Annotated in this window: 9 protein-coding genes and 1 pseudogene; all 10 read right to left on the reverse strand. The window is 39.0% G+C overall.

Annotated elements, in window-relative coordinates; genetic code table 11:
* Nucleotides 1–634 (reverse strand): NusA N-terminal domain-containing protein (locus RWO85_RS09535; RefSeq protein ID WP_314415573.1); only part of this gene is annotated, 634 nt, incomplete at its 3' end.
* 43 nt (nucleotides 635–677) lie between these two features.
* A complete protein-coding gene (rimP, locus tag RWO85_RS09540; RefSeq protein ID WP_050230440.1) occupies nucleotides 678–1157 on the reverse strand; it encodes a ribosome maturation factor RimP in 480 nt (159 codons plus the stop codon).
* A 126-nt stretch (nucleotides 1158–1283) separates the two neighbouring features.
* Complete coding sequence (gene trmB, locus RWO85_RS09545; RefSeq protein WP_001266094.1) at nucleotides 1284–1919, reverse strand: tRNA (guanosine(46)-N7)-methyltransferase TrmB; 636 nt, start codon at nucleotides 1917–1919, stop codon at nucleotides 1284–1286.
* Nucleotides 1916–2710 (reverse strand): cell cycle regulator CcrZ, encoded by a 795-nt coding sequence (ccrZ, locus tag RWO85_RS09550; protein WP_172930886.1) that lies wholly within the window; start codon nucleotides 2708–2710, stop codon nucleotides 1916–1918. The genes trmB and ccrZ overlap by 4 nt, the downstream gene beginning before the upstream one ends.
* Nucleotides 2711–2870: 160 nt before the next feature.
* Nucleotides 2871–3483: pseudogene (locus RWO85_RS09555) on the reverse strand (lysostaphin resistance A-like protein).
* 105 nt (nucleotides 3484–3588) lie between these two features.
* Entirely contained in the window at nucleotides 3589–3747 is a 159-nt protein-coding gene (locus RWO85_RS09560) for a hypothetical protein (protein WP_314415574.1), read from the reverse strand.
* Nucleotides 3744–4358: a type II CAAX endopeptidase family protein gene (locus RWO85_RS09565; RefSeq protein ID WP_313970346.1), complete on the reverse strand. Its 615-nt coding sequence runs from the start codon at nucleotides 4356–4358 to the stop codon at nucleotides 3744–3746. The genes RWO85_RS09560 and RWO85_RS09565 overlap by 4 nt, the downstream gene beginning before the upstream one ends.
* Before the next feature lie 30 nt (nucleotides 4359–4388).
* Nucleotides 4389–4637 carry an immunity protein BlpZ gene (gene blpZ, locus RWO85_RS09570; RefSeq protein WP_313970345.1) on the reverse strand — a complete coding sequence of 83 codons (249 nt, stop codon included), beginning with the start codon at nucleotides 4635–4637 and terminating at the stop codon, nucleotides 4389–4391.
* A gap of 36 nt (nucleotides 4638–4673) precedes the next feature.
* On the reverse strand, nucleotides 4674–5057 hold the full coding sequence (locus RWO85_RS09575) for an immunity protein (protein ID WP_313970344.1): 384 nt from the start codon (nucleotides 5055–5057) through the stop codon (nucleotides 4674–4676).
* Between the two features lie 82 nt (nucleotides 5058–5139).
* A complete protein-coding gene (locus RWO85_RS09580) occupies nucleotides 5140–5544 on the reverse strand; it encodes an immunity protein (RefSeq protein ID WP_314415577.1) in 405 nt (134 codons plus the stop codon).
* Between the last annotated feature and the right edge of the window lie 77 nt (nucleotides 5545–5621).

Raw genomic sequence — 5621 nt, forward strand, 5'->3', positions numbered from 1 at the left:
TTTCTTGCTCCATCAAGCGTTTGATCATTTCTGGGTGGCTACGGCTAACAAAGACATTCACACCGCGAGGGTTGTCTTCAACCTTGTAGACATAGACTTCGATACGATCATGAGAAGCAAAAACTTCTCCAGGGATTTGGTCTTGTTTTGACAATTGGGCTTCGATACTGCCGAGGTTGACATAGATGAAGCGGTTGTCAAAGCGTTCTACTGTACCAGACATGATTTCTTGTTCATGTTCTTTATAAGTATTGTAGGTAATGGCACGTGTTTGCTTGCGCATTTTTTCCATGATGGTTTGTTTGGCAGATTGAGCTGCTACACGACCAAACTCAGCAGGTGCTTCTTCAAACTTGATTTTATCACCAAGTTCATAGGCTGAATTGATGGCAAGAGCATCTTTCAAGCTGATTTCCAAACGGCTATCAAATACTTCATCAACCACTTCACGGACAGTATAAACTGTAAAGTCACCTGTTTTTTCGTTGAAGTCAATAGCTACGCTGTCTGATTGACCATAGCGTCTGCGATAAGCGGAACGAAGCGACTCTACTACTGCGTCGATGATGTCTTCTTTTTTGATTCCCTTGTCTTCTTCCAAAATGCGGAAGGCCTCTAGCATTTCTTTACTCATGTTTTCTTCACTTTTGAATTCTCAAAAGCTATCCTTTCTTTTTCTATAATTTAACTGCTAAACGTGCTTTTGATACCAAACTGTATGGAATTTGGACAGTTTTCTTACGCGTCTTGTCCATATATTCCATGGTCAACTCATCCTCTTCAAAGGCTAGCAAGGTTCCTTCAAAGACCTTTTGCTTATCGATGGCTTGGTAGAGCCCGACATGGATGTATTTCCCAACCGCTCCAGCAACGGCATCCTTGGTTTTCAAAGGACGTTCCAAGCCTGGACTGGTGATTTCTAGGAAATATTGTTCTGGGAAGGGATCTGGCTTGATGGTGTCTAGGACAGGACTGATCATTTCTGTCAAGTCTGCCGTGTCGTTCAAGGTAATTCCTTCAGGTTTATCTACAAAAATACTGAGAATCATGTCACTGCCAATCTTTCCATACTCGATATCCACGAGTTCGAAAGGTGCTTGGATGACAGGTTCTACAACTTCTCTGACTAATTCTACGATTGTTGCGATTGCGTCCACCTCCTCATAAGCAAGAGGCGAAGATATTTCCCCGCCTCACTTTCTCATATTCTTACTCTTAGTATAGCACGTTTGCCACCTTATGTAAAGCAAAAGCACTTATACAGCCTGATTTCAGGCTATTTCTTAAAATTCTGCCTCAACTCGATAGATAACTTGCCCCTTGTTGGAGAATTTTTGTTCGTATTCTGTCATGACATTGCCTTCAAAATCACTGGCATGTAAGTCTAGCCAGACACCATTTAGTTTCATGCCATATTGAGAAAAGCTCACTAGGCTGTACTCAAACAAGCCACGGTTATCTGTCTTGAAATGAATTTCTCCATTTTCAGGCAAGATACGCTTGAAGGTATCCAAGAAGGTCTTGTAGGTCAAACGACGCTTTTCATGGCGTTTTTTAGGCCATGGATCTGAAAAGTTCAGATACAAACGATCAATCTCACCGTCTTCAAAGTAGTCAGTCAAATCAGAACCATCTACCCACAAGAGCTTGATATTAGGCACTCCAACTTCAAGAACCTTGTCCAAAGCGTAACTCAAAACAGACTTTTGAATATCAATCCCGATATAGTTGATGTCAGGGTTTTGTTTGGCCATACCTGAAACAAAGGCACCCTTTCCACTTCCAACTTCCACATGAATGGGGTTGTCATTGCCAAACAAGTCCCGCCATTTTCCCTTGGCTTCCAAGGGATTGAGGACCACATACTGGGGATTTGCCTCTAGTAATTCTGTTGCCCCTTTACGATTTCTAACTCTCATCTTCTCTTTCCATACTTGTCTCGGAAGTGACGCAAGCCATGAATCTCCCGATTGACATTTTCTAAATCTTGGTTCATATAATACTTGGAAATCTGGCTCAAATAAGACAATTGACCGTACCAATACAATTTATTTAATACCGTTTGATTATACTTGTAACCGTAGTAGGTCAACCATTCCTTCCACTGATTTTCTGGAATATAATGGCAGAGCATATGGGCCACATCAAACATGCGGTCGGTCAAGCGAACCGAATCCCAATCCACCAAATAAATCAAGCCACTGTCTGTCTCAATCCAATTACTATGTCGTACATCTCCATGGACAATGGTCGCATAGTCCTCTCTAAATCCTGGAATAGTCTGACGTAAATCAGCCATCACTTCACTGATAAAATGATTTTTACGCAAAGCATCTGGAGCCGTTTCCTGCCAAGACTGCAGTAAATCTACAGGTGTTTCCATGGCATAGCCCAACCGACTCAACTGTGTCATCAACGGACGTGAGCGATGCAGACGGGTTAAAATATTGACGATTTGTTTACGATTCATATCATAGGGGGTCAATATCTTGCCTGTCAACCATTCTTGAGCACACATATCACGCCCATCTGCCAAACGACGACTCCATAATAATTGTGGAGCAATTTGTTCTCTAGCTAGACCAGGTAGGATTGGAGAGGTGTTCATTTTTACAAAGATACGCTTCCCATCAGGATAGCTACCCATATAAGCCTTACCACTTTTCCCAGGTATGGGAGTCAGTGTTAGCTCATTATCACCCAAATCCATTTCTTTCCTCCGTATAAAGTTTCCTTACTATTCTACTAGTTTTTGGCCTATTCGTCAACCGCTCCACACCCGATTCTCAAAGAAAAGCCTCTGGATTGGCTTGGGTATCATTATAGAAAGAAAAAGGCAAGCACCGTCTTCTGCTTACCTTTCATGATTTTTATAAATAATATAAGAGTGGCCAAGCATTGTAAAACATGTGAACTAGAGTAGAAACCCATAGGTTTTGGCTCTTTTTATAAGCAAATCCCAGTAACAAGCCCCCAAGTAGATAAAAAATAAACGAAGGGACATTAGAAGGTCCATGCATGAAAGAAAAGAGAGAGGAAGTTAGCACAAGCCCTAACCAAGAATTGTCAAAAACCGCACCTTGAAGAAGTCCTCTGAAAATAAGTTCCTCCTGGATGGGTCCAAAAACTGAGGAAGTCAAAATCAAAGAAAGGGAAATTCCTCTGCTGACTTCCGTCAAGTGTTGAACTCCTGCGCCAGAAGAAATAGCAAAGAAATGAATATAAACCAGCGTCTCAAGAACGCTTAGAAGAAAGATTGCAATAAAAAGCAAAAGTTGTTTCTTGCTTAACATCCCAAAAGAAATCATTTCAAACTTTCTAGCATAAGCAACACTCAGCGAGGTTACTAGAAGACTTACAATAATCAATGCAGATTCATTTTGAAAAAAAATCCCCATGGTTAATCGTATAAGGAACTGTAATGACGATTATTAGTACTAAAAATCCAAAACAAAAGGCATGAAATTTATCAAAAAACTCCATAAAATTATCCTCCTCACCAAACAAACTTCCCTACAAGTCATCCTTGAGCTCTAATCTTTCCAAAACAAACCATTTTATACTCTTCGAAAATCTCTTCAAACCACGTCAACATCGCCTTGCCATAGGTATGTGACTGACTTCGTCAGTCTTATCTACAACCTCAAAACATTGTTTTGAGCTGACTTCGTCAGTTCTATCCACAACCTCAAAACACTGTTTTGAGCAACCTGCAGCTAGCTTCCTAGTTTGCTCTTTGATTTTCATTGAATATAAGTTAAAAGTGGCAAACTGTTGTAAAACATGTGGACTAGAGTAGAAACCCATAGGTTTTGGCTCTTTTTATAAGCAAAGCCCAGAAACAAGCCCCCGAAAAGATAATAGCAAAACGAAGGAATATCATAAGGTTCATGCATGAAAGAAAAGAGAGAGGATGTCAGCACAAGCCCCAGCCAAGAATTATCAAAAACCGCACCTTGAAGAAGCCCTCTAAACATGAATTCCTCCTGGATAGGTGCCAAAACTGTAGCACTAACAATAAAGGAAAGCGAAAGTCCTTTACTAGCTTCCTCAAGGTGTTGATCCGAAGCACCAGAAACAACTGAGAAAAAAGCATGATAGCTAATACTTACCAGCACAGTGAGAAGAAAGATTCCAATGAAGAGCAAGAGTTGTTTCCTGCTTAAAATCCCCAAAGAAATCATATCAAACCATTTCGCATAGCCAAAACTAAGGAAAAGCAAGAGACTCTTTACAACAATGAATGTGTACTGGTGTTGAAAATAATCGCCTTGATTAATGGAATAACCCGCTGCACCAACGATTGCAAATACTAAAAATCCCAAAAACAAGGCATGACATTTATTGAAAATGACCATAAAACTATCCTCCTCAACAAACAGACTTCCCTACAAGTCATCCTTTAACTCTAGTCTTTCCAAAACAAACCATTTTAGTAAGCAAAATCCGACCACATAGCCAGCCCCTAAGAATATAACTATGAAAGCTAGCATGGGATTCAGGAAATAAAAGACCACAACAGAAACAAAGGTTAGCACAAAAACATTAAAAGCAATGGTGTCAGAAGCCAAGACCAGAATATAGGGTGTCAACCAGTCTAAGGTTTTTGAATCTAGGAAAAATAAGTGTTTATACATGATGACCTCCTCTTGACAAGCTCTACTGCTGTAAGATTAAGAAAACAGTTTGTTCTTTTTAAGGCTAACCTGACTACTAGATAATAGATACATTAAGGAATTAAAGACAATGAAAATATGTCCATAGAATAAAATCAGCTTCGCATCCAAACCAAGATAAAGTTTGACCATTAAAAAGATGAGCAAAAGAATTTGAAACCATAAGGTTTTTCCAAAAATAAATTTAAAGCGGTTTTGGATGTCTACTTCCTTGATTTTTACCGCCACCCCTTTATTAGCAAGAAGGAAAATTCCTGCTTCAAACAATCCACTGTAGAGAACAATCCACCCAATCGATACATTAGAGATTTGTAAAAATGTCCCTAAAAGAATATTCAACATACTGCTCAAGAAAATAACAAGAAATAATCTGTATTTCATATTAAATACCTCCATTCATTTATTTCACGAACTTTTTAATAGAGTCTTCTACTCAAATATCCTGATAAAAGAGGAAAGAAAGCTACTTTTTATAATACTTCAAGCCCCAAATGAGCAGAAGCATGATAAGCAAGCAGAGAATAGCACCAATGTAGGCAATTAATTGTTGATAGAATTCTCCTGCTGTAATCCCTCTATACAAACAGATAATAGACATAAAACCTGTCAAACCAATGAACATCAGTTGATTGGTTCTAGGATTAACCAAATCATCATCTTCAAACTTTCTTATCCTCATTTCTCTAGTGAGGTAAACAGTGACCAAAATAGAAGCCAAGTTAATAACTACTAAGAGAAATTGGAAAACCAAGGAAAAATTTAAAAACTGACGAGATAGAAATAGATAAGTAGAGACAATCAAGGGCAACTGACCTAGGAACAATCTCGCAAGGAAGATGGTCCGTTTTTTAGCAAGAAAAGTTTTCATTTCTTTGCTCCTTTCTTTTTCATTAAAGCAAAATAGATCACAACCGCAATCATATAGGCTATGGTATAAAATAGATG

The sequence above is a fragment of the uncultured Streptococcus sp. genome (genome assembly GCF_963521865.1).
Classification (GTDB): domain Bacteria; phylum Bacillota; class Bacilli; order Lactobacillales; family Streptococcaceae; genus Streptococcus.